Source organism: Pseudomonas sp. Z4-20, from assembly GCF_051131955.1.
Classification (GTDB): Bacteria; Pseudomonadota; Gammaproteobacteria; order Pseudomonadales; family Pseudomonadaceae; genus Aquipseudomonas; species Aquipseudomonas marvdashtae.
In genome coordinates this window covers 4,524,574-4,551,074 of record NZ_CP071641.1, presented here as the reverse complement: position 1 = coordinate 4,551,074, position 26,501 = coordinate 4,524,574, and the positions used below count along the sequence as shown (strand labels likewise).

Here is a 26,501-nt window from a genome sequence, read left to right as displayed (position 1 = left end):
ATTGCCCTCGGCTATACTCCCGGCAATTCAAAGTGCCCCGAGGTTTTACTGTGAAGAACTGGACGTTGCGCCAACGCATCCTGGCGAGTTTTGCAGTGATCATCGCCATCATGTTGCTGATGGTAGTGGTCACGTATTCGCGGTTGTTGAAGATCGAGGCCAGCGAACAGGAAGTGCGTACCGACGCCGTCCCAGGGGTTTATTTCAGTTCCATGATCCGAGGCGGCTGGGTCGACAGTTACGTCAAGACTCAGCAGCTCGTCGGCCTTTCCGGCCAGCGCGAAATAACCGCTGAGGACAAGGCGCTCTATCAGGGGTACGAGCAGCATCTGCGCGAAGAAATCCAGAACTATCAGAAGTTGATCCAGGACCCGGCCGACCAGGCTTCGTTCGACGAATTCGAGGTCAATCACCAGGACTTCAACAAGGCCTTGGCAAAGGTGCTGGACCTGTACCAGCGCAAGGACTACGAAGGCGCACGGTTGGCGTTGGAAAAAGAGCTGACGCCGGCATGGCTCGACGGCCGTGTGCACTTGAACCAGATCATCGAACGCAATCGCGAGCTGGCCGAACAAGCCACCCAGACCATTGGCCGCGCGGTGACGGCGGCGGAGGTCGCCATGGGCCTGTCATTTGTCGTCGCGGTGCTCGTGGCTGTGCTTTGCGGCCTGTTGCTGATGCGCGCAATCATGGCGCCCATGACGCGCATCGTGGAGATTCTCGATGTCATGCGCAGCGGCGACCTGAGCGGGCGCCTGGACCTGGCGCGCAAAGATGAATTCGGCGCCGTGGAGACTGGCTTCAACGACATGATGGCCGAGCTGACGTCGCTGGTGTCCCAGGCCCAGCGTTCCTCGGTGCAGGTCACCACCTCGGTGACCGAGATCGCCGCCACTTCCCGGCAGCAACAGGCCACCGCCACCGAAACCGCCGCGACCACCACTGAGATCGGCGCAACCTCCCGGGAAATTGCCGCCACGTCCCGCGATCTGGTCCGCACCATGACCGAAGTTTCCAGCGCCGCCGACCAGGCCTCGGTCGCTGCCGGCTCAGGCCAGCAGGGCCTGGCGCGCATGGAAGAAACCATGCACTCGGTGATGGGCGCGGCCGATCTTGTAAACGCCAAGCTGGCGATCCTCAATGAGAAGGCCGGCAACATCAATCAGGTGGTGGTGACCATCGTCAAGGTTGCCGACCAAACCAACCTGCTGTCGCTCAACGCTGCCATCGAGGCCGAGAAGGCCGGCGAATACGGACGCGGTTTCGCCGTGGTCGCCACCGAAGTCCGCCGCCTGGCCGACCAGACCGCGGTTGCCACCTACGACATCGAGCAAATGGTCCGCGAGATCCAGTCCGCCGTTTCGGCGGGCGTGATGGGCATGGACAAGTTCTCCGAAGAAGTGCGCCGCGGGATGGCCGAGGTGCAGCAGATCGGCGAGCAACTCTCGCAGATCATTCATCAGGTCCAGGCGTTGGCGCCCCGGGTATTGATGGTCAACGAGGGGATGCAGGCCCAGGCCACCGGCGCCGAGCAGATCAACCACGCCCTGGTGCAACTGGGCGATGCCAGCAGCCAGACCGTGGACTCCCTGCGCCAGGCCAGTTCTGCCATCGATGAGCTCAGCCAGGTGGCCGTGGGGCTGCGCAGCGGCGTCTCGCGCTTCAAAGTCTGATGGGTGAGTTCGAAGCCCGATCTGGCGCCGCTCCGGCGGCCCGGCAAACGCTGTTCCTGGTGTTTTGTATCGGAAACGAGCGCTACGCCTTGCAGGCCACCGACGTGGTGGAAGTATTGCCGCGCTTGTCGCTCAAGCCGATCGCCCGGGCGCCGTCCTGGGTGGCGGGGGTATTTGCCTGGCGCGGGGTTGTCGTGCCGGTGATCGACCTTTGTGCCCTGGCCTTCGGCCAGGACGCCCAGGCGCGCACCAGCACCCGGCTGGTACTGGTGCACTATCGGCACCAGGCGCAGCAAGCCGCGCAGGTACTGGGTTTGATTCTGGAACAGGCCACCGATACGTTGCGTTGTGATCCGGCCGATTTCAAGCCTTACGGCCTGGACAATCGCCAGGCACCTTACCTCGGCCCGGTGCGTGAAGACGCCCAGGGCATGCTGCAATGGGTCCGGGTTAACGATTTGCTCGACGAGTCCGTTCGCGCGATGCTGTTTCCCACGCCGCCGCTGGAACTCAATGACAACGAGGGAGAGCGATGAACAGCGACCAGCGTTTTTTCGACTTCCTCAAGGAGCGTATCGGCTTGGACGTCACGTCCGTCGGCACTGCCATTATCGAGCGAGCGGTCCGCCAGCGTGTCCTTGCCGTCCCCGGCCGATCCACCGACGAATACTGGCAATCCCTGCAACACTCTGCCCAGGAGCAGCAGGCGCTGATCGAAGCGGTAATCGTCCCGGAGACCTGGTTCTTCCGTTACCCGGAATCCTTCGCCACGTTGGCCCGGCTGGCCACCCAGCGTCTCGCCGAGATCAAGCATCTGCGGGCGCTGCGCATTCTCAGCCTGCCGTGCTCCACCGGCGAAGAACCCTACTCGATCGCCATGGCCTTGCTCGACGCGGGGCTGGGACCTCATCAATTCAAGGTCGATGGGATGGACGTCAGCCCGCTGTCGGTGGAAAAGGCCAGGCAAGCGCGTTACGGCAGAAACTCTTTTCGGGGTGCGGACCTGGATTTTCGCGAACGATATTTCAACGCCGAGGATGACGGCTATCGTCTCGATGAGCGCGTACGCGAGCAGGTGCGCCTGCAAGTGGGCAACTTGTTGGACCCGGCCCTGCTGGTAAACGAGGCCCCCTACGATTTTGTCTTCTGCCGCAACCTGCTGATCTATTTCGACCAGCCGACCCAGCAGCAAGTGTTCGCGGTTCTCAAGCGCCTGACCCATGAGGACGGCGTGCTGTTCATTGGTCCTGCCGAGGGCAGTCTGTTGGGGCGCCTGGGCATGCGCTCGATCGGCATCGCCCAGTCGTTTGCCTTCAGCCGCCAGGGCGCGCCGGAGCCGCAACCGCTGCCGGCCCTGATGCCGACGCCGCTGCCGATTCGCCAACCGCCACCGCGAGTCGCTCCGCCGGTGATTCGGCCCCGGCCGTTTGCTGGCGGGGTCACGCCAATTGCCGCACCGAAAAGCAGCGACGCCGCGACCTTGTTGGCCAATATTGCCGCCCTGGCCAACGGCGGCAAAAGCGCCGAGGCCCGCGCCGCCTGCGAACAGTACGTGGGCAGCCATGCGCCAAACGCCCAGGTCTTCTATTGGCTGGGCTTGCTCAGCGACATGGCCGGCAGTGCACTCGAGGCCCAGGGTTTCTATCGCAAGGCGCTGTATCTTGAGCCGCAACACGCCGAGGCGTTGGTGCACTTGGCGGCGCTGCTGGCTTCCCAGGGAGACGCGGCCGGTGCCCGTCGATTGCAGGAGCGCGCGGCACGCAGTGGGCGCGCGGCTGACAGTGAGCGTAGATGATGAGCGGTTCGGCTTTCTATAACGTGACCCATGACGATGCCCAGGCCATCGATGACTGCTGGAACCGCATCGGCGTTCACGGCGACAAGTCTTGCCCGCTGCTGGTTGAGCATATTCACTGCCGCAATTGCTCAGTGTATTCGGCCGCCGCCACCCGTTTGCTCGACCGTTACGCCCTGCGCCAGGACGACCGTGACTTGGCCTATGCCCCGGTGGACGCCGATGTCGTCACGCGCTCGCTGCTGATGTTCCGCCTGGGCGAAGAGTGGCTGGGCCTGGCTACCCGCAGCCTGGTGGAAGTGGCGCCGTTGCAGCCGATCCATTCATTACCTCACCAGCGCTCCCGGGCCTTGCTCGGGGTTGCCAATGTGCGCGGGGCCTTGGTGGCTTGCCTGTCGCTGGTTGACTTGCTCGGGCTGGAGCCCGGCTCGGCGGCGCCCTCGGGAGGTCGGGTCATGCCGCGCATGCTGATCGTCGGCGCGCAAGGCGGGCCGGTGATGATGCCGGTCGATGAGGTGGACGGGATCCATGCCATTGATGAACGTATCCTGGCGAACGCTTCGCAATCGACCGGCAAATACACCCGTGGTGTGTTGCAGTACAACGGCCGTAACCTGCGTTGGCTCGATGAAGAACAGCTGTTGTCCGCCGTGTCCCGGAGCTTGTCATGACCCCCGACCAGATGCGCGACGCCTCGCTGCTGGAGCTGTTCAGCCTGGAAGCCGAAGCCCAGACCCAAGTGCTGAGTGCCGGCCTGCTGGCGCTGGAACGTGATCCGACCCAGGCCGACCATCTGGAATCGTGCATGCGCGCGGCTCATTCCCTCAAGGGTGCCGCGCGGATCGTCGGGGTCGATGCCGGGGTCAGCGTGGCTCATGTGATGGAAGATTGCCTGGTCAGCGCCCAGGAACGGCGCCTGGTGTTGCGCGCCGAACACATCGATGCCTTGCTGCAAGGCACTGATCTGTTGACCCGTATTGCGACGCCCGGCAACAGTGTCGGCGCCGAAGACGTCGAGGCCTATGTCGCACTGTTGGGCCGTTTGCTTGACCCTGCCGCGACGCCGGCGCCGACGGTCGCGTTGCCGAAGGCCGACCTATCCGCCGAGCCCATTGCTTTCGAAATGGCCGAGCCCGCGCCCACGGAGCCCGTAGGACCGCCCACCAAGAAAAAGCGCGTCACCGAAGAGGGCGAACGGGTCTTGCGAGTCACCGCCGGGCGCCTGAACAGCTTGTTGGACCTGTCGAGCAAGTCCCTTGTGGAAACCCAGCGCCTCAAGCCTTGGCTGGCGACCATGCAGCGGCTCAAGCGCCAGCAAGGCAACGGCCTGCGCGCCTTCGAAGACTTGAATGTGCACCTCAAGGACCACGTCCTGAGTTTGCAGGCCCAAGAGGCCCTCGGCGATGCCCGGCGCCTGCTGGCCGAGACCCAGCAATTGCTGGCGCAGAAAATCGCTGAACTGGACGAGTTCGCCTGGCAGGCCAGCCAGCGGGCGCAAGTGTTGTACGACACAGCGCTGGCCTGTCGCATGCGCCCGTTTGCCGATGTGCTTTCGGGGCAGGCGCGCATGGTTCGCGACCTGGGGCGCAGCCTGGGCAAACAGGTACGCCTGGAAATCGAGGGTGAGAAAACCCAGGTCGATCGCGACGTACTGGAAAAACTCGAAGCGCCGCTGACTCACTTGCTGCGCAACGCCGTGGACCATGGCATCGAGACGCCGGAACAACGAGTGTTGGCCGGCAAACCCGCCGAAGGCCTGATCCGCCTGCGGGCCTCGCACCAGGCCGGCCTGCTGGTGTTGGAACTGGCGGACGACGGTGCCGGCGTGGACCTGGAGCGGGTACGCCGTAGTGTCGTGGCGCGCGGCCTGTCCCCCGAGCACACCGCCGCCAGCCTGAGTGAAGAAGAGCTGCTGGCGTTTCTGTTCCTGCCCGGCTTCAGCCTGCGGGACAAAGTGACCGAAGTGTCCGGGCGCGGTGTCGGCCTGGATGCGGTCCAGCATATGGTCCGGCAGTTGCGCGGCGCGGTGGTGCTGGAGCAGACGGCTGGTCAGGGCAGTCGTTTCCACCTTGAAGTACCGCTGACGCTTTCGGTGGTGCGCAGCCTGGTGGTGGGAGTCGGCGGCGAAGCCTACGCATTTCCCTTGGCCCATATCGAACGCATGTGCGACCTGGCGCCCGAGGACATCGTCCAGGTCGAAGGCCGCCAACATTTCTGGCACGAAGGTCGCCATGTCGGCTTGGTTGCCGCCACTCAACTGCTCAATCGCCCGGCGACGCCGAACAGCGACCAGACCCTCAAGGTCGTGGTGATCCGTGAGCGGGAGGCGATTTATGGCGTGGCGGTGGAACGGTTCATTGGTGAGCGGACCCTGGTGGTCCTGCCCCTGGACGAGCGCCTGGGCAAGGTCCAGGACATTTCCGCCGGCGCCTTGCTGGACGACGGCTCGGTGGTGTTGATTGTCGATGTCGAAGATCTCTTGCGCTCCGTGGAGAAGCTGCTCGATGCCGGCCGACTGGAGCGCATTGCCCGGCGGAGCGACGCCCAGTCGCCGCGCAAGCGGGTCCTGGTCGTCGATGACTCGCTGACCGTGCGTGAGCTGGAGCGCAAGCTGTTGCTCAATCGCGGCTACGACGTGGCCGTGGCCGTCGACGGCATGGACGGCTGGAATGCGTTGCGCGCGGAAGATTTCGACCTGCTCATCACCGACATCGACATGCCACGCATGGACGGTATCGAGTTGGTGTCGCTGCTGCGACGCGACAGCCGCTTGCAGTCGCTGCCGGTGATGGTGGTTTCCTACAAGGATCGCGAAGAAGATCGTCGCCGTGGCCTCGACGCCGGGGCCGACTATTATCTAGCCAAGGCGAGTTTTCACGACGACGCCTTGCTGGATGCCGTGGTCGAATTGATCGGAGGAGCACGGGTTTGAAGATCGCCATCGTCAATGACATGCCCCTGGCGGTCGAGGCCCTGCGCCGCGCGCTGGCGTTAGAGCCTGCGCATCAGTTGGTCTGGGTGGCCGCCAATGGCGCTGACGCTGTGCAGCGGTGCGCCGAATACACCCCCGACCTGATCCTGATGGACCTGTTCATGCCGATCATGGATGGCGTGGAAGCGACGCGGCGGATCATGGCCGACACCCCGTGCGCCATCGTGGTCGTGACCGGTGACAGCCAGCAGAACGTCCATCGGGTATTCGAGGCCATGGGCCATGGCGCCCTCGACGTGGTCGATACGCCGGCCCTGGGCGTCGGCAGGCCGGAAGACGCCGCGGCACCGCTGCTGCGCAAGATCGCCAACATTGGCTGGCTGATCGGCGCGCGCGGGAATCGTGAGCTCGCCATGCCGGCCGCACAACGAGCGCCGTTGTCACGCAACAGCCTGGTGGCGATCGGCTCGTCGGCGGGTGGCCCGGCTGCGTTGGAAGTGCTGCTCAAGGGGCTGCCGCGTGACTTCGCCCCAGCCATTGTGCTGGTCCAGCACGTGGATGAAGTGTTTGCCGCCGGCATGGCCGAATGGCTCAGCGGCGTGTCGGGCCTGGACGTCCGGTTGGCCCGGCATGGCGAGACGCCGCAAGGCGGCACGGTGTTGCTGGCGGGAACCAACCACCATCTGCGCCTGCTGAAAAACGGCACGCTTGCCTACACCGCCGAGCCGGTCAATGAGATCTATCGACCCTCCATCGATGTGTTTTTTGAAAGTGTCGCCCATTACTGGAACGGCGATGCGGTGGGGGTATTGCTCACCGGCATGGGCCGCGACGGTGCGCAGGGGCTTAAACTCATGCGCCAGCAAGGCTGCGTGACCATCGCCCAGGACCAGCAGAGCAGCGCGGTGTATGGCATGCCGAAGGCGGCGGCTGCCATCGACGCGGCGGCGCAAATTCTCGCGCTGGATAAAATAGCGCCACGCTTGGCGGAGATTTTCACCCAATGACCAACCCCCGCACCCCAGGCAGTATTCAGGTGAGCCTCCATGAATGATTTACAACTCGACGATTTCAAGCGCGACGAGAACGCCGCGATGGTCTTGCTCGTCGACGACCAGGCGATGATCGGCGAGGCAGTGCGGCGCGGGTTGTCGAATGAGCAGAACATCGATTTCCACTTCTGCTCCGACCCTCACCAAGCCATCGCCAACGCCGTTCGTATCAAGCCGACGGTGATTCTCCAGGACCTGGTTATGCCAGGCCTCGACGGCCTGAGCCTGGTGCGGGAATACCGCAACCACCCGGCGACCCGTGACATCCCGATCATTGTCCTGTCCACCAAGGAGGAGCCGCTGGTCAAGAGCGCGGCGTTTGCCGCCGGGGCCAATGATTACTTGGTCAAGTTGCCGGATAACATCGAGCTGGTGGCGCGCATCCGTTATCACTCGCGTTCCTACATGATGCTGTTGCAGCGCGACGCAGCTTATCGCGCCTTGCGGATCAGCCAGCAGCAGTTGCTTGACACCAACCTGGTGTTGCAACGGCTGATGAACTCCGATGGCCTCACGGGGCTGTCCAACCGCCGGCACTTCGATGAATACCTGGAGCTGGAATGGAGGAGGGCGCTGCGGGACCAGACCCAGCTGTCGCTGTTGATGATCGACGTGGACTACTTCAAGTCCTACAACGACAACTTCGGACACCTGGAGGGCGATGAAGCCCTGCGCAAGGTCGCCACGGCGATCCGCGAGTCGTGCAGCCGCCCCTCTGACCTACCGGCCCGCTATGGCGGCGAGGAGTTCGCCCTGGTTCTGCCGGGCACCGCGCCGGGCGGCGCCCGGTTGATGGCCGAGAAACTGCGCCAGAGCGTGGTCGCCCTGAAAATCCCTCATGCCACGCCTGACGGTGGCGCGAACCTGACCATCAGCATTGGCGTCTCGACCTTCACCCCACAGCAGGGCGGCGATTGCCGGCAACTGATTTCGGCGGCGGACAAGGGGCTGTACCTGGCCAAGCACAATGGGCGCAATCGGGTGGGGGTTGAATAAATCCCTGCTTGGCGAGATTGCTTTTGTGGCGAGGGAGCTTGCTCCCGCTGGGGCGCGCAGCGGCCCTGAAACCAGTTGGCTCGGTGTGCCAGGTCGATTGAGGGGGCCGTTTTGGGGCTGCTGCGCAACCCAGCGGGAGCAAGCTCCCTCGCCACAGGGGCCGTACGCTCAATCTCATTCCCCCTAAAGCCGCCAGGCGGGCTGCCGCTGGCGCTTGATTACGTTATACTCGCCGGCTTTCAAAAGTTCGCCAACGAGTGCTGCCCGCCATGGAAATCAACCCGATCCTGAACACCATCAAGGACCTGTCCGAGCGCTCCGAAACTATTCGGGGGTATCTTTGACTACGATCAAAAGCATGAGCGCCTGACCGAAGTCAATCGCGAGCTTGAAGATCCGAATGTCTGGAACAACCCTTCCTACGCCCAGGAGCTGGGCCGCGAGCGCTCTGCGCTGGCGCAGATCGTCGAGACCCTGGACGAGATGTCCAGTGGCCTGGCCGATTGCCGCGACCTGCTGGACATGGCCGTCGAAGAGAATGACGAAGGTGCGGTCGGCGATGTTGTCGCCGAACTGACACGTCTCGAAGAGGCCCTGGCCAAGCTGGAATTCCGTCGCATGTTCAGCGGCGAGATGGACATGAACAACGCCTACCTGGACATCCAGGCCGGCTCCGGCGGCACCGAAGCCCAGGACTGGGCCAACATCCTGCTGCGCATGTACCTGCGCTGGGCTGACAAACGCGGTTTCGACGCCACCATCATGGAACTGTCCGCCGGTGAAGTCGCCGGGATCAAGGGCGCCACCGTGCACATCAAGGGCGAATACGCCTTTGGCTGGTTGCGTACCGAGATCGGCGTGCATCGCCTGGTGCGCAAGAGCCCGTTCGACTCCGGCAACCGTCGGCACACCTCCTTCTCGGCGGTATTCGTCTCGCCGGAAATCGATGACAACATCGAAATCGAGATCAACCCTGCCGATCTGCGCATCGACACCTACCGCTCCTCCGGTGCCGGTGGCCAGCACGTCAACACCACCGACTCGGCCGTACGGATTACCCACGTACCGACCAACACCGTGGTCAGTTGCCAGAACGAACGCTCCCAGCACGCGAACAAAGACACCGCGATGAAAATGCTGCGGGCGCGTTTGTACGAGCAGGAAGTGCAGAAGCGCAATGCCGCGTCCCAGGCCCTGGAAGACACCAAGTCGGACATCGGCTGGGGTCACCAGATCCGTTCGTACGTGCTCGACGCTTCGCGGATCAAGGATTTACGCACCAGCATCGAACGCAGCGACTGCGATAAAGTGCTCGACGGCGATATCGATGAGTACCTGATCGCCAGCCTCAAGCAAGGGCTGTAACGCGACACCCACGCGGCGGGCAGGCACGCTTCCTCGGGAGCGAGGCTTGCCCGCAAACTCCGGCCCCGGGGCCGGGGGCAACGAACCTGTGATGGAAACCTTAAAGACATGAGCGACCTAGAACTCGACCCGCAAGCCCTGCAACAGGAAGAAAACTCCCTGATCGCCCTGCGCAAGGAAAAGCTTGCTGCCGAGCGCGCCAAGGGCCAGGCCTTCCCTAACGACTTCCGCCGCGACGCGTATTGCGACGTCCTGCAGAAGAAGTACGCGGACAAGACCAAGGAAGAGCTGGCCGAGGCGGCGATTCCAGTAAAGGTCGCCGGTCGCATCATGCTCGATCGTGGTTCGTTCCTGGTGATCCAGGACATGACCGGTCGCATCCAGGTCTACGTCAACCGCAAGACCCTGCCGGAAGAAACCCTGGCGGCCGTCAAGACCTGGGACCTGGGCGACATCATTGCCGCCGAAGGCACCCTGGCCCGTTCCGGCAAGGGCGACCTGTACGTCGAAATGACCAGCGTGCGCTTGTTGACCAAGTCCCTGCGCCCGCTGCCGGACAAACACCACGGCCTGACCGACACCGAGCAGCGCTATCGCCAGCGCTACGTCGACCTGATCGTCAACGAAGACGTGCGCCACACCTTCCGCGTGCGCTCGCAGGTCATCGCCCACATCCGCAGCTTCCTGATGAAGCGTGACTTCCTCGAAGTCGAGACGCCGATGTTGCAGACCATTCCTGGCGGCGCGGCGGCCAAGCCGTTCGAGACCCACCACAACGCCCTGGACATGGAAATGTTCCTGCGTATCGCGCCGGAGCTGTACCTCAAGCGGCTTGTTGTCGGTGGATTTGAAAAGGTCTTCGAGATCAACCGCAACTTCCGTAACGAAGGCGTCTCGACCCGGCACAACCCCGAGTTCACCATGCTCGAGTTCTACCAGGCCTACGCTGACTACAAAGACAACATGGACCTGACCGAAGAACTGTTCCGCGAGCTGGCGCAGTTGGTATTGGGCACCACCGACGTGCCGTACGGCGACAAAGTGTTCCACTTCGGCGAGCCGTTCGTGCGCCTGTCGGTGTTTGATTCGATCCTCAAGTACAACCCTGAGATCACCGCCGCCGACCTGCAGGACATCGACAAGGCCCGTGCCATCGCCAAGAAGGCCGGCGCCAAAGTCCTTGGCTTCGAAGGCCTGGGCAAGCTGCAAGTGATGATTTTCGAAGAGCTGGTCGAGCACAAGCTGGAACAGCCGCATTTCATTACCCAATACCCGTTCGAAGTCTCGCCGCTGGCCCGTCGCAACGACGAGAACCCAAGCGTGACCGACCGTTTCGAGCTGTTTATCGGTGGTCGTGAAATCGCCAACGCCTATTCCGAGCTCAACGATGCCGAAGACCAGGCCGAGCGCTTCATGGCCCAGGTGGCCGACAAGGACGCGGGTGACGACGAAGCCATGCACTACGACGCCGATTTTGTCCGTGCCCTGGAGTACGGCATGCCGCCGACGGCTGGCGAAGGCATCGGGATCGATCGCCTGGTGATGTTGTTGACCAACTCACCGTCGATCCGGGATGTCATCCTCTTCCCGCACATGCGGCCCCAAGCGTAAGTGTTTCAGTTAAAAAGCCGCCTCGATGGGCGGCTTTTTATTGCCTGTCTGGTACAAACGTATCAAATGGTTACTTCTGACTAGCGAGGAAAGACCTGTCGTGAATCGTGCAATGGCTCCAGAAGGTGCAGCGGGCGTCGCCACTGCTGTCGCTGAAAGTGTTCAGTACCAGGGCCGCAAGGCCAGCCGACAGGGCAGTGAACAGCGCCGCCAGGAGATTCTCGACGCGGCCATGCGCATCGTGGTGCGCGATGGCGTGCGGGCGGTGCGACACCGCGCGGTGGCTGCTGAAGCGGGCGTGCCGCTGTCGGCCACCACTTACTATTTCAAGGACATCGATGACCTGCTCACCGATACCTTCGCTCAATACGTGGAACGTAGCGCGGCCTTCATGGCCAAGCTGTGGACCAACAATGAAGGCCTGTTGCGCGAAATGGTCGCCTATGGCGACGGCAGCGCGGCAGCACGCTCGCAGCTGGCGGACGACATCGCGCGGATGACGGCGGACTACGTGCAGCATCAATTGCAGAGTCGTCGCGATTACCTGATGGCCGAGCAGGCGTTCCGCCAGGAAGCGCTGCTCAACCCGCGCCTGGCCGAACTGGTACGCTCCCATCAGCAAATCCTGCTGCACGGGACGTGTCAGTTTTTCCAGGTTTTGGGCTCGCGTGAGCCGCAACAGGATGCCAAAGTGTTGACGGCGATTATCGGACGGATGGAATATCAGGGCTTGCTCAATGGCGCCGAGCCGGTAGCCGATGAAGACATGCTTGGCATCCTGACCCGTTACATGCACCTGGTACTGGCGTCGGTGTAACCCGAACTGTTGCCATAGGGAGTTCAAATGAAAGCCTGGCGTGCCGTCGTGCTGGCCGTGTCGTTGCTGTTGCTCAGTGGTTGCCTGGTGTCGTTCAAGGCGCCGTTGCCCGACAGCGAAGCCGCGCCCAATGGCCTGCTTGGCCAGTGGACCAGCACCAATGCCTGGGGTGAACCGCTGAACCTGGAGCTGACGGAGGTCGGCAAGCATCGCTATCAGGCGATCAGCTACTTCAGGGCCAAGCCCCAGGAGCGCGAAGCCATTCCCCTGACCGTCTCCCGTCACGGCAGCCGCTGGTACCTGTCGGCCAAGGTGCCGGCCCGGTATGGCGGACATTTTGTCATCGCCGGCTTCGAACTGACCGACAAGCAGGAACTGGTGGTCTACAACCTGGACTTGGACCAAATCAACCAGGCGATCAGCCAGAAGATCCTCAGCGGCCAGCCGAACCAGAGCGAGGAAGGCGACGGCGTGTTGGTGGACAGTGACATGGACAAGGTCTTCAGCTATCTCGACAACCCGGCGAACTCCGATGTGTTCTCGGAAGCCGTGCGCTACCAACGACTGACCCAACCCCAATAACTGCAACAAACGGACGTTTTTTCACAGGAGTTCCGGGTGGACGATTACCAGCAGACGATACGCAACTTGTCCGATCGCATTGTGCTGGCGCAAACGCCGATTCGCATTCTCGACGCGGTGAAGTGGGACGAGAGCATCCGCAAGGGCTTTCTCAAGGCCAAGGGCAAGGAAATGCCTGCCGTGGACCGCGACTATTACCTGAACCGACCGCTGGCGTTCGATTCGAGCAAGGTGAAGCTGGAATTCCAGAACATCGAGCGCGACATCACCCGCCAGCTTGGGCAGTTCAACCCGGTGGGCCAGATCATGCGGCGCATGTGCAAGGAGTACCGCATGGTGGTGCGCATGCTCGAAGCGCGCGGCACCGAGGATTTCGGGCTAATTTCCCAGGAACTGTACGGCGCCGCCTCCGACGCCTTTCATGCCGGTGACCCGACCCTGGCCGACCTGGGCCTGATGCTCTCCGATTATCTGAATAACATCGACGGCCGTGGCGACCTCAAGGACGAACCCAAGGAGCTCAGCGCCAAGGAAGCCGTCAGCCTGTTGCAACACCGCCTCAACCGGGTGTTTGGCGAAGCCGAGGAAACCATCCGCGTGTTCGAGTCCGACGGCATCGTGGCCGACGCGGCGGCGGGCGCCGACTACATCAAGATTCGCACCGATGCGATGTTCAATGAGCGAGACGTGCGGGCCCTGGAAGTCCATGAGGGATTGGTGCACGTCGGCACCACCCTGAACGGTTTGAACCAGCCGATCTGCACCTTCCTGTCCAAGGGCCCACCCTCGTCGACGGTGACCCAGGAAGGCCTGGCGATCCTGATGGAAATCATCACCTTCGCCTCTTACCCGAGTCGCCTGCGCAAGCTCACCAACCGCACCCGCGCCATTCACATGGTGGAGGAGGGGGCCGATTTCCTGCAGGTGTTCGAGTTCTTCCGCGAGCAAGGTTTTGAAATGGCCGATAGCTATGGCAACGCCAGTCGGGTTTTCCGTGGCTCGGTGCCGACCGGTCTGCCATTCACCAAGGACTTGTCCTACCTCAAGGGCTTCATCATGGTTTACAACTATATTCAGCTGGCCGTGCGCAAAGGCAAGCTGGAGCAAGTGCCGCTGCTGTTCTGCGGCAAGACCACCCTTGAGGACATGCGCACGTTGCGGCAACTGGTGGACGAAGGCCTGGTCGTCCCGCCCAAGTACCTGCCCGAACAATTTCGCGACATGAACGCGCTGTCGGCCTGGATGTGCTTCTCCAACTTCTTGAACCATCTGAGCCTGGACCGGATCGAAGCGGATTATTCCAACATCCTTTAAGCATCACGAAGTCCAACCACAGGGGGACTGCGTTCAACTTCTGACTTGCGAGGCTGCACCGGATGCGAACCCTCGGCATCATTTGCCTGTTGTTGGCCCTGAGCGGTTGCAGCTCCCTGCTGTTCTACCCGGAGCGCGGCCTGCCTTTCACGCCGGAGCGGGCCAAGCTCGAATACCGCGACGTCACCCTGACCACCGCTGACGGCCTGAAGCTGCGCGGTTGGTGGTTACCGGCCAAGCCGGGCGTCGAGGTCAAGGGCACGGTGCTGCATCTGCACGGCAATGGCGGCAACCTGGCCTGGCACCTGGGCGGGAGCTGGTGGTTGCCCGAGCAGGGGTATCAAGTCTTGATGATTGATTACCGTGGCTATGGCGTCTCCGAAGGTGAGCCGAGCCTGCCGGCGATCTACCAGGACATCGACGCGGCGTTCCAATGGCTCGACCAGTCGCCCGACGTCCAGGGCAAGCCGCTGGTGTTGCTCGGCCAGAGCCTGGGCGGCGCGCTGGCGGTGCATTACCTTGTCGAACATCCCCAGCGCCAGCGGCAGCTCAAGGCGGTGGTGCTCGACGGCGTGCCCGCCAGTTATCGCGACGTCGGCCGTTTTGCCTTGGGCACGTCATGGCTGACCTGGGCGTTGCAAGTGCCGCTGTCATGGTGGGTGCCGGACGGTGACAGCGCCATCGGCTCGATGGCGCAACTGACTGGCGTGCCGAAACTGATCTACCACAGCCTCGACGATCCCATCGTGCCCCTTTCCAATGGCATCCGCTTGTATCAAGCTGCGCCGCCACCCCGGGTCCTGCAATTGACGCGGGGCGGGCATGTACAAACCTTCGCCGACCCGACCTGGCGAACCGTGATGCTGCGTTACCTCGACGATCCCCAGCACTTCGACGGCCTGCGCCGCCTGGGCGAGGTTGCGAATTACCCGAAATCATCCGTTGAATCACCCGAGAACCCGCAATGAGCGAAGAACGTAACGCCATCCCCCTGATCATCACCGGCATCTGCAGCATCCTCGGCACCGTCGCGGTGCTCTGGTATTACGGTTACCTGCATTTCGCCAAGCCCGAGGATGCGTTGCTGCTCGACCAGTTCACCATGCTCAAGACCGTCCCGGGTGAAGATTACAAAGTCGCCCTGGAGCCTGCGCCACAGGTCGCCCAATGTATCGATGGCGTGCTGGTGTTGTTCGACACCGAGCAGAAAGGCCTGACTGGCGTGCTGATCAACCAGAAGAAGCGTGCCGTGCGCTGCATGGGCCAGGAAACGCCGCAAAAACTGCAGCCCTGAGCGACTCCATTGTGTGAGCAATAAAAAGCCCCGCCTGAGCGAACCCAGGCGGGGCTTTTTGTCATGCGGTCAGCCGATCATTGCGCGCTCATGGTCGAACGCGGGGCGACTGGCTGGTTGTCGTTGGAGATGGTCACTTCCACACGACGGTTCATGGCACGGCCCGAGACGCTGGTGTTGTCTGCCACCGGGAATTCCTTGCCGTAGCCCTGGGTCACGATGCGGGCTGGGTCGACGCCCATTTTTACCAGGGCGGTACGCACGGAACTGGCGCGGCGCTCGGACAGCGACTGGTTGTACGCGTCGGAGCCGGTGCTGTCGGTATAGCCTTCGATGATCACTTTGCGATCCGGGTTTTCCTGGAGGAACTGCGCCAGTTTGCTCACGTTGGTCATGCCGCTGGTGCGCAGGTCGGACTTGTTGGTGGCAAACAGCACGTCGCCGAAGGTCACCAGCGTACCGCGCTCGGTCTGCTTGGCGTTGAGGCTGTCCTGCAGCTGCTTGATCTGCGCGTTACGTGCGTCGAGCAGGGCGCGGGCGCGTTCGTCACCGGCGTTTTTCAGCTCGGCTTCGGCGTTGCGCAGGGCGATGGTCTGCTTGGCCACCTCGACACGCTGGTTGGTCAGGTAGGCCAGTTGGTCAACCTTGGCTTCGTCTTCCTTGTCCAGGTAGGCCTTGTCGGCCTTGGCCAGGAATTCGGCGGCGTCCTTGGTTTCCAGGGCGGCGACTTTAGTGGCGGCTGGATCGGCCTGCAGGCCGTTGTAGTTGGTGCGGGCCTGTTCCAGGTTCGCGTTCGGGTCGTGGGAGCAAGCGGCCAGGGCTACGCAGGCGGCGAGCAGGGCGGGCATCATGAAATGTTTGTGCGTCATAGTCTGTCGTCCTTTTATCGTTGAGAAGTACGTCGTGGCGTGGACAGGTTTACTGAACCTTGTTCATGCCTTCCTGACGCAGTTCCTGAACCCCTTTCTGGGAATCCTTGAGTGCTTGTTCGGCTTTGGCGGCCTGGGCCTTGCGCTCGGCGACGCGGGCGTCCCACTCGGCCTGTTCGGCCAGACGCTTGGCCTCTTCGTAATTCTCGTCGTGCATGGCGATCTCGGCCTGCTTGAGCTTGTCCTGGGCCGATTTCATTTCCACTGCAGCGAACTCGGTACCGCCGGCGCTGACGGCGCTGTTGACCGCCGATTGCGTGACTGCGTACTGCTCAGAAGGTGGATTGCCGGCACAACCGGCCAGGATGAAGCTGCTACCGATAGCCAGGGCAGCCAACTTCAGGCCGCGCAGGCCAGTGGATGAGGGTTTGGCAGTGCAGGTATTCATAGGCTTCAACTCCATTGGAAAACTCCTGAAAAAAAACACTTATCCATGCTGGGACCGAAGCCGTGACGTCTGTTTTGGCGCTGGCGCCAGGGCGCGTTTATTTAAACGGCCGTTCCAGTATGGTTACTCGGTGTGACCCGAGGCGTTTTTCAAAAGTTCAGGCAGGGATGGCCAATCGCCAAAAGAAATGCTGACTGATCGGTCAGGCGCGAAAAAGCTGAACTTTCACGGCATGCGGCGGTATGCCCGGCACCTTGAAACCCAGTGCAGTGCCGGGAATCGCGCAAAAATGGAGGAGGGGATCAGTGCCTGGACTTGTCGTTCTGCGAAGAAAGTTGCTGCAAGTGACGGCGGGACAGCGCGAGAAAGCGCGGGGTTGGCCCGACATCTTCATACAGGGGGTCGCCTTCCTCGTCGGTGGCGACGACGTGTGAACCCTTGATGTAGGGAAAGCTCGCTTCGAGCTCCTCCAGCGCAGCGCCGATCAATTCACCGAGCAGTTCCTCAGGCTGGCGCTTGGGATACATGTCGCAGATCGCCGCCAGTCGCGCAGCGGCCTCCACGTCCAGATGAATCGAGTAGCCGGTCTGGGTCAGGTGACCCTTGGCGTTTTCTTCCCAATGCTGGGCGAGTTCACGGATTTTCATGATGGCCTCAGTGGGCCTGCTCGTGGCAGGCGCGATAGTGACAAGCCGTTGTGTGGCTTATTCATGAGACTAGCTTTGTCCGACAAGGTTTAAAGTCCCTTCGTCGCTTGTCATAAACGACCGGCATCGGCACTCTCTTCTCAGGAGCTGTCTTCTACAAAGCTGTCCGGACCTTTTTGCTGGAGAACTGCCGATGACCGATATCGATGCCCGCTTGCGTGAGGATGTCCACCTGCTTGGCGAACTGCTGGGCAACACCATTCGCGAGCAGTACGGGGACACCTTTCTCGACAAGATCGAGCAGATCCGCAAGGGCGCGAAGGCTGACCGTCGCGGCTCCATGGACGCCGAGCTGAGCGCCAGCCTCAACCAATTGAGCGAGGATGAGCTGCTGCCGGTGGCGCGCGCGTTCAACCAGTTTCTCAACCTGGCCAACATCGCCGAGCAGTACCAACTGATCCATCGGCGCGAAGAATCCAAACCAGCTCCGTTCGAAGCAAGGGTGCTGCCCGAATTGCTGGCGCGCCTGCGAGCCGAAGGCCATGGCGCCGAATCCCTGGCCCGGCAGTTGGCGCGGCTGGATATCGAACTGGTGCTCACCGCCCACCCGACGGAAGTGGCCCGACGTACGCTGATCCAGAAGTACGACGCCATCGCTGCGCAGCTGGCAGCCCAGGACCACCGCGACCTCACCAGCGCCGAGCGTGCGCAGATCCATACGCGCTTGCAGCGGTTGATCGCTGAGGCCTGGCACACCGAAGAAATCCGCCGGACCCGACCCACGCCGGTGGACGAGGCCAAGTGGGGCTTCGCGGTGATTGAGCATTCGCTGTGGCACGCCATCCCCAATTACCTGCGCAAGGCTGACCAGGCCCTGCACGCCGCCACCGGGCTGCGCCTGCCACTGGAATCCGCACCGATCCGCTTTGCTTCGTGGATGGGCGGCGACCGGGATGGCAACCCGAACGTCACCGCCGCGGTCACTCGCGAGGTGTTGCTGCTGGCGCGCTGGATGGCGGCGGACCTGTATTTGCGCGACGTCGACCATCTGGCCGCTGACTTGTCCATGCAGAAAGCCAGCGAGGCCTTGCGCGCCCAGGCCGGTGACAGCGCCGAGCCCTATCGCGCTGTGCTCAAGCAATTGCGCGAACGCCTGCGGGCCACGCGCAATTGGGCCCAGGCTTCCTTGAAGGCCACGACGCCGGCCACCGCCGAGGTGTTGCAGGACAATCGTGAACTGCTCGATCCGCTGGAGCTGTGCTACCAGTCGCTGCATGACTGCGGCATGGGCGTGATCGCCGACGGACCGCTGCTCGATTGCCTGCGTCGGGCGGTGACCTTCGGCCTGTTCCTGGTGCGCCTTGACGTGCGCCAGGACTCGACGCGCCATACGGCGGCGATGACCGAAATCACCGATTACCTGGGACTGGGGCGTTACGAGGAATGGAACGAGGAACAGCGCATCGGTTTCCTGCTTGATGAGCTGAACAACCGTCGTCCCCTGTTGCCGCCCTATTTCCAGCCATCGGCCGACACTGCCGAGGTCCTGGCGACATGCCGGGAAGTCGCGGCGGCGCCAGCGGCGTCCCTGGGTTCCTACGTGATCTCGATGGCCGGCGCGGCTTCCGATGTGCTGGCGGTGCAGTTGCTGCTCAAGGAAGCCGGTGTGCTGCGACCGATGCGGGTGGTGCCGCTGTTTGAAACCCTCGCTGACCTGGACAACGCCGGGCCGGTGATCGAACGGCTGTTGCTGCTGCCGGGCTATCGCTCGCGCCTGCAAGGACCGCAGGAAGTCATGATCGGTTACTCCGACTCGGCCAAGGACGCCGGGACCACGGCGGCGGCTTGGGCGCAATACCGCGCCCAGGAGCGGTTGGTGGACATCTGTCGCGAGCAGCAAGTCGAACTGCTGTTGTTCCATGGTCGCGGTGGCACCGTCGGCCGTGGTGGCGGCCCGGCGCATGCGGCGATCCTGTCCCAGCCGCCGGGTTCGGTGGCCGGACGTTTCCGCACCACCGAACAAGGCGAAATGATTCGTTTCAAATTTGGCCTGCCGGACATCGCCGAACAGAACCTCAATCTGTACCTCGCCGCGGTGCTCGAAGCGACCCTGTTGCCACCGCCGCCGCCCACGCCCGAATGGCGGCACCTGATGGACGAACTGGCCGCTGACGGCGTCAATGCCTACCGCGCCGTGGTGCGGGAGAATCCGCAATTCGTCGAGTATTTCCGCCAGTCCACGCCGGAGCAGGAGCTCGGCCGGCTGCCGTTGGGCAGCCGTCCGGCCAAGCGTCGTGCCGGTGGTATCGAAAGCCTGCGGGCCATTCCGTGGATCTTCGGCTGGACCCAGACCCGCCTCATGTTGCCGGCCTGGCTCGGCTGGGAAACGGCCCTGGGCAAGGCGCTGGAGCGGGGCGAGGGCCAATTGCTTGCGCAGATGCGCGAGCAATGGCCGTTCTTCCGGACTCGCATCGATATGCTGGAGATGGTGCTGGCCAAGGCCGACGCCGACATTGCGCTTTCCTACGACGAGCGCTTGGTGGAGCCGGCGCTGTTGCCGCTGGGTGAGCATTTACGCGACCTATTGTCGCAGGCCTGCTCCGTGGTCCTGGGGTTGACCGGCCAGTCGCAGCTGCTGGCACATAGCCCAGATACCTTGGAATTCATCAGCCTGCGCAATACCTACCTCGACCCGCTGCACCTGTTGCAGGCCGAGCTGCTAGCCCGTTCGCGGCAACAGGATGTGGCTCAAGGCAGCCCCGTGGAACAGGCGTTGCTGGTGTCTGTGGCAGGGATTGCCGCCGGTTTGCGCAACACCGGCTAACTCCCGAAGGGTCAAAAAACCGCGCGCCCGGCATGTCCGGGCATCGCTGTTTGCAGGGGCAGGGAGGTCGACCAGGCGACAGTTTGTTGCCCGGTTGCGACGCTCATCACCCCCTACGAAGGTCGCGTGCGGCGCGGGTTACTCCGACTTTCGGCGGCTTGTGTGGGTCGGGCCCGCTGTGTATCTTGATCAGCCTTTGGCCGTTTGGGCGGTCACGATCAAGTTTTTCGAAGATTGGCCCCACGAGGCGAATCCGAGCGTTTTACATAAAAAAATTGAGGAGCACATCGATGCGCGTCATTCTGCTGGGAGCTCCCGGGGCCGGTAAAGGTACTCAGGCAAAGTTCATCACCGAAAAATTCGGTATCCCGCAAATCTCCACTGGCGACATGCTTCGCGCCGCGGTCAAGGCTGGCACTCCATTGGGTGTTCAGGCCAAGAGCATCATGGATGCCGGCGGCCTGGTATCGGATGACCTGATCATCGCCTTGGTCAAGGATCGCATCGCTCAACCCGACTGCGCCAATGGCTTCTTGTTCGATGGTTTTCCGCGCACCATTCCGCAGGCTGATGCCCTGGTGACGGCGGGTGTCGAGTTGGATGCGGTGGTTGAAATTGCCGTTGAGGACGAGGAAATCGTCCAGCGTATTGCCGGTCGACGCGTGCATGAGCCTTCCGGTCGCGTCTACCACATCGTCTACAATCCGCCGAAAACCGAAGGCAAGGACGACGTGACGGGTGAGGAGCTGGTGCAGCGCAAGGACGACACCGAAGAAACCGTGCGTCATCGCCTGTCGGTCTACCATTCGCAGACCAAGCCACTGGTAGAGTTTTACCAGAAACTGTCCGCCAAGAACGGCGGCAAACCGAAATACAGCCATATCCCGGGCGTCGGTTCGGTTGAAGCGATCACTGCCAAGGTGCTTGCAGCCTTGAGCTGAAAAGCCTGATCAGTTGCATCAATTCCGGCCCGCTTGCGGGCCGGAGTTGTTTATACTGGCGCACTTTTTTCCCACCTGATTTACGGACACATCGATGAGCACCTTGCTGGCCCTGGACACCGCGACTGAAGCTTGCTCCGTTGCCCTGCTGCATGACGGCAAGGTCACGAGCCATTACGAGGTGATCCCACGCCTGCATGCGCAAAAATTGCTGCCGATGATCCAGCAATTGCTCAGCGATGCCGGAATCACCTTGCAAGCTGTGGATGCGATCGCCTTTGGTCGTGGCCCGGGGGCGTTTACCGGCGTGCGCATCGCCATTGGCGTCGTGCAGGGCCTGGCCTTTGCCTTGGAACGCCCAGTCTTGCCGGTGTCGAACCTGGCGGTGCTGGCCCAGCGGGCCCTGCGTGAGCACGGCGCGCGTCAGGTGGCAGCGGCCATCGACGCGCGCATGGACGAGGTGTATTGGGGCTGCTATCGCGAAACCGCCGGTGAGATGCGCCTGGTCGGTGCGGAAGCGGTGTTGCCTCCCGAAGCGGCGGCGTTACCGGCTGATACCAGCGGGGACTGGTTCGGTGCCGGGACTGGCTGGGGCTATGGCGAGCGGATCGGCGTCAGTCTCATCGGCCAGGACGCCTCGATGTTGCCTCATGCCGAAGACCTGCTGACCGTGGCACGCTTCGCTTGGGAACGCGGCGAAGCCATCCCGGCTGACGATGCGCAGCCGGTGTATCTACGCGACAAGGTCGCCACGCCCAAGTCCGAGCGGCCCTGATCTCATTTTCAAGTGAAAGCCCTTGTGGCGAGGGAGCTTGCTCCCGCTCGAGTGCGTAGCGTTCGCAAAGTGGTGGGTCATACACTTAGCTGAGGGCTGCTTCGCACCCCAGCGGGAGCAAGCTCCCTCGCCACAAGGGCATCGACTTATCTCTGGCAAGGTCAAAAAGTTACTCCCCCATCCAAAAGTCACACTCAAAATTGCCAGTCGTCACTTTTTTTGCCGGTTTTTAAACCTTTTTGGCTTTATGTGTTCTAGTTATCACTTGCGCATTTGCGCGGACACGAATGTGCCGCTAAATTGCCATCATTGATACCGAGCATTCTGTTATGCGTATAGACGGCGTTTCATCCCAGTCCTACCCCATCAAGCGTCGGCCTCGTGCGGGTAAAGCCGCTGAGCCGGAAAACTTCGATGATATCGAGGGTGAGCTGGAGTTTCCGTCTGAGGAGCAGTCGGCCGCCCGTGCCGCGAAAGCCTCTGCGCAGCGCTTGGGCAATCTTCCCGCTCGCCAGCAAGACATGCTGTATCACCGCGCCATGAGCCGCAGCGTCGCCACCGCGCTGGCCAGTTACCTGAGCACCGCCGGTTTCGTCGATTGGGATATGGAAGTGCTGGGGCTCGACCTCTACATCTGATGCGGTTGCCTTATTACCTGGGCTGCCCGTCCTGGAGCGAAAGCGCCTGGCGCGATTATCTTTATCCCCAGGACGCCAAGAGCACCGATTTCCTCAATCTCTACTCTCAAGTATTCAACGCCGTGGAAGGCAACACGACCTTCTACGCGAGCCCGTCCATGGCCACTGTGCAGCGCTGGGCCGAGATCATGCCCGCGCACTTTCGCTTCACCGCCAAGATCCCAGGTGACATCAGCCACGGCGGCGATTTGCGCGAACATCTGACTGCTACTGAAACCTTTATCCAATTACTGAGCCCCTTGGGCGAGCGGGTTTCGCCGTTCTGGCTGCAACTGTCCAAGGCGTTCACGCCCAATCGCCTGCCGGAGCTGGCGGCGTTCATCGATGCGTTTCAACGGCCACTGGCCGTCGAGGTGCGTCACCATGAGTTCTTTGCCAAGGGCGACGTCGAACGCCGCCTCAACCGCCTGTTGGTCGATCGCGGCGTCGAACGCATTTGCCTCGACCCGCGGGGCCTGTTCAGTTGCGCTTCGACCGCCCCTTCGGTCATCGACGCGCAATACAAGAAGCCACGGGTGCCGACGCGGCCGGCGGCTTTCACGCAGTGCCCGCAGGTGCGCTTCATCGGGCATCCGGTTGTGGAGGCCAACGAGCCGTTCCTCGCGCCGTGGGTCGAGAAAATCGCCACGTGGATCGAAGAAGGGCGCACGCCCTATATGTTCCTGCACACCGCCGACAACCTCCTGGCGGCAAAGCTCGCGATGCATTTCCACAGCCGATTGATGGATCGTTTGCCTGGCTTGCCGGCCCTGCCTGAGCTATATAGAGAAACCGCCGCTGAGCAACTGGGATTGCTCTGAGGCGACTCTTCCACAGCTCAGGAGCGACTTTCATGGATGCGCAAACCCGGCGAGCCCAGGCGTTCAAGGCCCTTCACGAACGCGAAGGGGCGTTTGTCATCCCCAATCCGTGGGATGCGGGTTCAGCGAAGATGCTGGCCAGCCTCGGCTTTGAAGCATTGGCGACGACCAGCGCCGGTCACGCTTTCTCGTTGGGACGGCCCGATGGCGCTTTGGGGCTGGGCGATACGTTGGCCAATGTCCGGGCGATCGTGGCGGCCACCGACTTGCCCGTGGCGGTCGATCTGGAGAACGGTTTTGCCGACGCGCCCCAAGCATGTGCCCAGAGCCTGCTGCGTGCGGCGCAAGCCGGTGCGGTGGGCGGCTCGATCGAAGATGCCACGGGTCGCTCGGACAGCCCGATCTATGCTTTCGAACACGCGGTGGCGCGGGTCAAGGCTGCGGCCGATGCGGTGCGCAGCCTGCCTTTTCCTTTTCTCTTGACCGCCCGGGCGGAGAATTTCCTGCACGGCAACCCCGACCTGGACGACACGATTCGGCGCCTGAAGGCGTTTGCCGACGCCGGTGCCGACGTGCTCTATGCACCCGGCTTGAGCAGCGCCGAACAAGTCCTCGCGGTGGTACAGGCCGTGGCGCCCAAGCCCGTCAACGTGTTGATGTCCGGCGCGCTGGACCTCACTGTGGAGCAGTTGAGCGAACTGGGGGTCAAGCGCATCAGCGTCGGATCGGCCCTGGCCTTGGCGGCGTTCGGCGAGTTCTTCCGCGCTGCCGAGGAAATCCAACAGCAAGGCACCTTCACCTTTACCCGTCGTTCAATGCCTTTCAACCAGGCCAATCAATTATTCAAGGGCTGATGCCCGAGGCGTTGTCGTGCGGTTTTTGAAAGGACTGATGGTATTGGCGCTGATCATTGGCGTCGCGGTGTTGGCGGTATGGCGCGGCTGGTTGTCGGTGCCGCCGCAATGGAATCCCTGGGCGCCGCTGGACGTCGGTGCTCCACCCAATCTGCTGACTCGCTACAAGCTGATGGCCCTGCGCAACGATCCGCAGCTGTGCGACCAGGCGCTCGCGACGTCGGGGCTTCGGACGGCTCGCCAGGCGAACAGCGGCGCGAATACTTCGTGTCCGTTGACCAACGTGTTGCGGGTGCAGGGCGGGGAGGTGGCGCTAAGCAGCAGTTTTCTCGCCAGTTGTCCGCTGGCGGTGGCCTTCGCGCTGTTCGAGCGACACGCGCTGCAGCCGGCAGCGGCGACGGTGTACGGGCAGAAAGTCACCCGGGTCGATCACTTGGGCAGCTTTGCCTGCCGCAACATGTACGGCCGTGAAACGGGCGCGCGTAGCCAACACGCCACTGCCAGCGCGCTGGACATTGCCGGGTTTCGCCTGGCTGACGGGCGGACGGTCAGCGTGCTCCGGGATTGGCCGAAGGAGGGCACCGATGCGCAATTCCTGCGTCAGGTGCGCGACGGCGCCTGCGACATGTTCAGTGTGGTCTTGAGTCCGGACTACAACGCCGCACACCGCAACCATTTCCACTTGGATGTGGGGCCATGGTGGATTTGTCGGTAGGAATCAGGCAGCGATACGCAGGTTCTGCAGCACGATCGGGCGTGCCCAGCGGGTATCGAAGTCGAGTTGTTTCTGTTGCGCCACCAATTCTTCTTCCGGGAACGGCGGGAATGGCTTGTCCAGCAGGTCGAGTTCGAACTCGGCAATTGGCAGGTGCAATGGACGCGGCTGCGGCGCCGGGCCGGGCTCCGGCAGCGGTTGGCCGGCGGTAAGGACGAGTGGGCGAACCCAGCTGCTTTCGAAGGTCTGTTGCTTTTGCTGGGCGACGATTTCTTCCGCTGGGAAGGGCGGGAAGGGCTTGTCGAGCAGGTCGAGTTCGAACTCGGCGATCGGCAGGAACAGCGGTTCAGGCGGCTTGACCTGGGTTTCGGTCACGTCGCAGGTGCGCTGGCTGATGATGTGCTCCAGCAACTCGGCGCCGAGGGTCGGTTCAACCGCTTCATCGAGGGGCACTGGCTGGTAGCTGCCAGGTGCCGGTGCGTCATCACCCAGTTGATCGGCCAGGGCCCGGGCAAAAAAATCCTGCCACAGGTGACTGACGCCGCTCAGCGCTTGGGTGTTACGCAGGCTGTAATCGCCGTAAGGGGAGATAACGCCTATCGATGTGGATTGAATGTCTGACATTTTTCTCGGTCGACGCTCAGCTCTGGCAAAATGCCGTTCACCGTTGTTATCGGCCGTTTTTGCCGATCCTTAATTTTTTGAGCGTGTTTTCATGATCGAGCAATCCGCAGCCTGCCGCATCCACGTCGAGGCCTTGGCCCCGGCGTTCCAGCCCCGCGCCGAGTATTGGGCCGGGCAGCTAGGCCTGCCGTTGCAGATGGAGGACGGCGACTTTGCCCTGCAGGTCGGTGAGCAGGGCTTGCAGCTGCAGCAACTGGGGCCGGAGGCGCCGGGGCCGGTGCGGGTGGACTTCGTCGAGGGCGGCGCGGCCCATCGTCGCTTGTACGGCGGCGGCAGCGGCCAGATGATCGCCAAGGCGGTCGGTATCGCCCAAGGCGTGCGCCCGCGAGTGCTGGATGCCACGGCCGGGTTGGGCAAGGATGCGTTTGTGTTGGCGAGCCTGGGCTGCGAGATGAACTTGATCGAGCGCCAACCGTTGATCGGCGCATTGCTGGAGGATGGCTTGGCTCGCGGCGCGGAAGATTTCGACGTCGCGTCGATTGTGGCGCGGATGCGCTTGCTCAAGGGCAACGCCATCGAGGTGATGCGCGACTGGCAAGGCGAGCCGCCCCAGGTGATCTACCTGGACCCGATGTTTCCCCACCGAGAGAAAACCGCCCTGGTGAAGAAGGAGATGCGCCTGTTCCGGCCTTTGGTGGGTGATGACTCTGATGCCCCGGCGCTGCTCGCCGCGGCGCTGGCCCTGGCGACCCACCGCGTGGTGGTCAAGCGCCCGCGCAAGGCTCCGTGCATCGAAGGGCCGAAGCCGAGCCATGGGCTCGAAGGCAAGTCCAGTCGCTACGACATCTACCCGAAGAAGGCGCTCAAGGCCTGAA

At 62.5% G+C, this 26,501-nt stretch carries 26 protein-coding genes; 22 read left to right on the top strand and 4 right to left on the bottom strand.

Annotated features, from left to right (window positions below):
* Positions 1-50: 50 nt before the first annotated feature.
* The 14 genes from J3P82_RS20875 (at position 51) to J3P82_RS20810 (ending at position 15,431) form a co-directional block, all read left to right on the top strand.
* The gene (locus J3P82_RS20875; protein ID WP_434558484.1) at positions 51-1,673 is read left to right on the top strand and encodes a methyl-accepting chemotaxis protein; all 1,623 of its coding nucleotides are present in this window, start codon (positions 51-53) and stop codon (positions 1,671-1,673) included.
* Entirely contained in the window at positions 1,673-2,209 is a 537-nt protein-coding gene (locus tag J3P82_RS20870) for a chemotaxis protein CheW (protein WP_434558483.1), read from the top strand. Before J3P82_RS20875 ends, J3P82_RS20870 begins: the two co-directional genes overlap by 1 nt.
* On the top strand, positions 2,206-3,468 hold the full coding sequence (locus tag J3P82_RS20865) for a CheR family methyltransferase (protein ID WP_434558482.1): 1,263 nt from the start codon (positions 2,206-2,208) through the stop codon (positions 3,466-3,468). The genes J3P82_RS20870 and J3P82_RS20865 overlap by 4 nt, the downstream gene beginning before the upstream one ends.
* Positions 3,468-4,139, top strand: coding sequence for a chemotaxis protein CheW (locus J3P82_RS20860; protein WP_434563921.1), 672 nt, complete (start codon positions 3,468-3,470; stop codon positions 4,137-4,139). The genes J3P82_RS20865 and J3P82_RS20860 overlap by 1 nt, the downstream gene beginning before the upstream one ends.
* A complete protein-coding gene (locus J3P82_RS20855; protein WP_434558481.1) occupies positions 4,136-6,400 on the top strand; it encodes a hybrid sensor histidine kinase/response regulator in 2,265 nt (754 codons plus the stop codon). The genes J3P82_RS20860 and J3P82_RS20855 overlap by 4 nt, the downstream gene beginning before the upstream one ends.
* Positions 6,397-7,407, top strand: a complete 1,011-nt coding sequence (locus tag J3P82_RS20850) for a chemotaxis response regulator protein-glutamate methylesterase (protein WP_434558480.1) — start codon at positions 6,397-6,399, stop codon at positions 7,405-7,407. Before J3P82_RS20855 ends, J3P82_RS20850 begins: the two co-directional genes overlap by 4 nt.
* 39 nt (positions 7,408-7,446) lie before the next feature.
* On the top strand, positions 7,447-8,448 hold the full coding sequence (locus tag J3P82_RS20845; RefSeq protein WP_434558479.1) for a diguanylate cyclase: 1,002 nt from the start codon (positions 7,447-7,449) through the stop codon (positions 8,446-8,448).
* 269 nt (positions 8,449-8,717) lie between these two features.
* Positions 8,718-9,813 (top strand): peptide chain release factor 2 gene (gene prfB / locus J3P82_RS20840; RefSeq protein WP_186611153.1). Its coding sequence is split into 2 segments (ribosomal slippage): positions 8,718-8,789 and positions 8,791-9,813, totalling 1,095 coding nucleotides; the frame shifts between segments, so codons are not numbered across the junction.
* 108 nt (positions 9,814-9,921) lie between these two features.
* Positions 9,922-11,424, top strand: a complete 1,503-nt coding sequence (gene lysS / locus J3P82_RS20835; protein ID WP_434558478.1) for a lysine--tRNA ligase — start codon at positions 9,922-9,924, stop codon at positions 11,422-11,424.
* Positions 11,425-11,524: 100 nt separating this feature from the next.
* Positions 11,525-12,241 carry a TetR/AcrR family transcriptional regulator gene (locus tag J3P82_RS20830; protein ID WP_434558477.1) on the top strand — a complete coding sequence of 239 codons (717 nt, stop codon included), beginning with the start codon at positions 11,525-11,527 and terminating at the stop codon, positions 12,239-12,241.
* Positions 12,242-12,268: 27 nt separating this feature from the next.
* Positions 12,269-12,823 carry a hypothetical protein gene (locus tag J3P82_RS20825; protein ID WP_434558476.1) on the top strand — a complete coding sequence of 185 codons (555 nt, stop codon included), beginning with the start codon at positions 12,269-12,271 and terminating at the stop codon, positions 12,821-12,823.
* Positions 12,824-12,859: 36 nt separating this feature from the next.
* Complete coding sequence (locus J3P82_RS20820; protein WP_434558475.1) at positions 12,860-14,137, top strand: flavohemoglobin expression-modulating QEGLA motif protein; 1,278 nt, start codon at positions 12,860-12,862, stop codon at positions 14,135-14,137.
* Between the two features lie 62 nt (positions 14,138-14,199).
* Positions 14,200-15,105 (top strand): alpha/beta hydrolase, encoded by a 906-nt coding sequence (locus J3P82_RS20815; protein ID WP_434558474.1) that lies wholly within the window; start codon positions 14,200-14,202, stop codon positions 15,103-15,105.
* Positions 15,102-15,431 (top strand): hypothetical protein, encoded by a 330-nt coding sequence (locus J3P82_RS20810; protein ID WP_186611159.1) that lies wholly within the window; start codon positions 15,102-15,104, stop codon positions 15,429-15,431. Before J3P82_RS20815 ends, J3P82_RS20810 begins: the two co-directional genes overlap by 4 nt.
* A 77-nt stretch (positions 15,432-15,508) precedes the next feature.
* Here the strand turns inward: J3P82_RS20810 and J3P82_RS20805 are convergent, their stop codons facing one another.
* The 3 genes from J3P82_RS20805 to J3P82_RS20795 form a co-directional block, all read right to left on the bottom strand.
* A complete protein-coding gene (locus J3P82_RS20805; protein WP_434558473.1) occupies positions 15,509-16,300 on the bottom strand; it encodes an OmpA family protein in 792 nt (263 codons plus the stop codon).
* Between the two features lie 49 nt (positions 16,301-16,349).
* Complete coding sequence (locus J3P82_RS20800) at positions 16,350-16,763, bottom strand: DUF4398 domain-containing protein (RefSeq protein WP_014336761.1); 414 nt, start codon at positions 16,761-16,763, stop codon at positions 16,350-16,352.
* Positions 16,764-17,050: 287 nt separating this feature from the next.
* On the bottom strand, positions 17,051-17,395 hold the full coding sequence (locus J3P82_RS20795; protein ID WP_186611161.1) for a pilin assembly protein: 345 nt from the start codon (positions 17,393-17,395) through the stop codon (positions 17,051-17,053).
* 193 nt (positions 17,396-17,588) lie between these two features.
* On the opposite strand from J3P82_RS20795, the gene ppc reads away from it, so the two are divergent.
* The 7 genes from ppc (at position 17,589) to J3P82_RS20760 (ending at position 25,002) form a co-directional block, all read left to right on the top strand.
* Complete coding sequence (gene ppc / locus J3P82_RS20790) at positions 17,589-20,219, top strand: phosphoenolpyruvate carboxylase (protein WP_434558472.1); 2,631 nt, start codon at positions 17,589-17,591, stop codon at positions 20,217-20,219.
* Between the two features lie 290 nt (positions 20,220-20,509).
* Positions 20,510-21,160, top strand: a complete 651-nt coding sequence (adk, locus tag J3P82_RS20785; RefSeq protein WP_434558471.1) for an adenylate kinase — start codon at positions 20,510-20,512, stop codon at positions 21,158-21,160.
* A gap of 94 nt (positions 21,161-21,254) precedes the next feature.
* On the top strand, positions 21,255-21,935 hold the full coding sequence (gene tsaB / locus J3P82_RS20780; protein ID WP_434558470.1) for a tRNA (adenosine(37)-N6)-threonylcarbamoyltransferase complex dimerization subunit type 1 TsaB: 681 nt from the start codon (positions 21,255-21,257) through the stop codon (positions 21,933-21,935).
* 329 nt (positions 21,936-22,264) lie between these two features.
* Entirely contained in the window at positions 22,265-22,573 is a 309-nt protein-coding gene (locus J3P82_RS20775) for a hypothetical protein (RefSeq protein WP_434558469.1), read from the top strand.
* Positions 22,573-23,433 carry a DUF72 domain-containing protein gene (locus J3P82_RS20770; protein WP_434558468.1) on the top strand — a complete coding sequence of 287 codons (861 nt, stop codon included), beginning with the start codon at positions 22,573-22,575 and terminating at the stop codon, positions 23,431-23,433. The genes J3P82_RS20775 and J3P82_RS20770 overlap by 1 nt, the downstream gene beginning before the upstream one ends.
* A 32-nt stretch (positions 23,434-23,465) precedes the next feature.
* The gene (locus tag J3P82_RS20765) at positions 23,466-24,287 is read left to right on the top strand and encodes an isocitrate lyase/PEP mutase family protein (protein WP_434558467.1); all 822 of its coding nucleotides are present in this window, start codon (positions 23,466-23,468) and stop codon (positions 24,285-24,287) included.
* 16 nt (positions 24,288-24,303) lie between these two features.
* Complete coding sequence (locus J3P82_RS20760; protein ID WP_434558466.1) at positions 24,304-25,002, top strand: extensin-like domain-containing protein; 699 nt, start codon at positions 24,304-24,306, stop codon at positions 25,000-25,002.
* A gap of 3 nt (positions 25,003-25,005) precedes the next feature.
* Here the strand turns inward: J3P82_RS20760 and J3P82_RS20755 are convergent, their stop codons facing one another.
* Positions 25,006-25,626, bottom strand: a complete 621-nt coding sequence (locus J3P82_RS20755; protein WP_434558465.1) for an energy transducer TonB — start codon at positions 25,624-25,626, stop codon at positions 25,006-25,008.
* 91 nt (positions 25,627-25,717) lie between these two features.
* Between J3P82_RS20755 and J3P82_RS20750 the strand changes: the two genes are divergently transcribed.
* On the top strand, positions 25,718-26,500 hold the full coding sequence (locus J3P82_RS20750) for a class I SAM-dependent methyltransferase (RefSeq protein ID WP_434558464.1): 783 nt from the start codon (positions 25,718-25,720) through the stop codon (positions 26,498-26,500).
* Position 26,501 lies beyond the last annotated feature (1 nt).